The organism is Moorena sp. SIO2C4 (assembly GCF_010672485.1).
Taxonomy (GTDB): Bacteria; Cyanobacteriota; Cyanobacteriia; order Cyanobacteriales; family Coleofasciculaceae; genus Moorena; species Moorena producens.
Genome location: NZ_JAAHGN010001522.1, coordinates 1 through 1210, shown reverse-complemented (window position 1 = coordinate 1210; position 1210 = coordinate 1). Strand labels below are relative to the sequence as shown.

At 48.5% G+C, this 1210-nt stretch carries 2 protein-coding genes and 1 pseudogene; 1 reads left to right on the top strand and 2 read right to left on the bottom strand.

From position 1 onward, the window contains the following. Positions 1 to 196: 196 nt before the first annotated feature. Together F6K20_RS39185 and F6K20_RS39180 are read right to left on the bottom strand one after the other, a co-directional pair. On the bottom strand, positions 197 to 466 hold the full coding sequence (locus tag F6K20_RS39185; RefSeq protein WP_287257074.1) for a hypothetical protein: 270 nt from the start codon (positions 464 to 466) through the stop codon (positions 197 to 199). Beyond that, positions 450 to 920: a hypothetical protein gene (locus F6K20_RS39180; protein ID WP_008178120.1), complete on the bottom strand. Its 471-nt coding sequence runs from the start codon at positions 918 to 920 to the stop codon at positions 450 to 452. Before F6K20_RS39180 ends, F6K20_RS39185 begins: the two co-directional genes overlap by 17 nt. A gap of 111 nt (positions 921 to 1031) precedes the next feature. Here F6K20_RS39180 and F6K20_RS39175 point away from each other — a divergent pair. Next, positions 1032 to 1145: pseudogene (locus F6K20_RS39175) on the top strand (element excision factor XisI family protein); the annotation flags it as partial. Positions 1146 to 1210 lie beyond the last annotated feature (65 nt).

Below are 1210 nucleotides of genomic sequence, written 5' to 3'. Positions count from 1 at the left end.
TTTGAATAAGCGATGCAGCTTCGGAACAGGGGAGGCAGTGCCGACCTGCGGGGGTTCCCACGGGGCAAACAGCGGTGCGGACGCAGGTTCCGCACACAGCCCCTCCCCACTCGCGGTCTGCCGTGGTTTCCCCCACTCGCGCTTGGGATCAAGAAAACAGGTAAGTATTCGTTTAATCTATGTTACGGAAAGCACCTCAAGTAGCGTGAGCTTTTAGCTCACGGCTGACCGCTGACGGCTGAATGCTTACAGCTTTAGTTATTTTATTGTCCTTTAAATATTTATTCTCTTCAACATGTAAGTCTCTAAGTCCGCCTTCAACTACTTTTTCTTTACTTTGCTGATTCTTACTCCCCTTACCGTTTTTGCCCTTAAATAACCCCTTCGCTTTCAACAACACCTTATCAATCGCCTGATCAATCCGCTGGCGAATCTTACCAATAATTTTCTCAACCTTCTTCGCCAAACCACCAATACCCAACAGCGAAGCCAAGAACCCAATCACCACTGGTACAGCTTTCGCTAAAGCATTCTCTACCAACTTCGCAGCACCACCAACTGCACCGGATGCGATTAGCCCAAAGGGCTACGCTACGCGATTGACCGTAGGTCACGCGGGGCGCGTTCGCACTCACGGCATCCACAACTGCATTTACCAATTCCAGCACCTGACTACCGCGATTAACAAAGAACATGATGATGTCATAAATTGCCATGGCGGCTTTGACAAATGCTGATGCTGGATTTAACAAGCTCAGAATCCACTTCACCCCGGCGGTGATCACCTGGGTAACTACCATGTTATTGATTTGTTCGATGACTGTTTGTTTCAGGTCGTTGAACTGTTCCTTAACATGTTCCCACAGTCCCATGGCTCCGCGATCGCGTAATACCTGGAATATTTCGACGGCTTTCTCCATGCCAGCTACTACTTCCCAAAGAGTTTGGCTGCATTACCACGAATGTAGGCAAATATCAAGCCCAAGACTTGGGTTACTAAGCTGAATATTCCCGGTAAGCTAAAGATGTCAATTGAAGATGGGATCACGGATGAATTGGTTGCCACAGGAGTACCGAAGGATAGGATTGTTCTGGCTTTTCATCCCCCCGAGATTCGTGAACATACTGGGTATGCGATCGCATAGTGTTTGGTTTGGTGGGTTACCCTGTCGAAGGGCACACCCTACAAGATCAGCGATTAGGCCAAAGA

Coding starts and splice junctions, on each gene's coding strand:
- F6K20_RS39180 (WP_008178120.1), bottom strand. CDS start 920: ATGGAGAAAGCCGTCGAAATATTCCAGGTATTACGCGATCGCGGAGCC.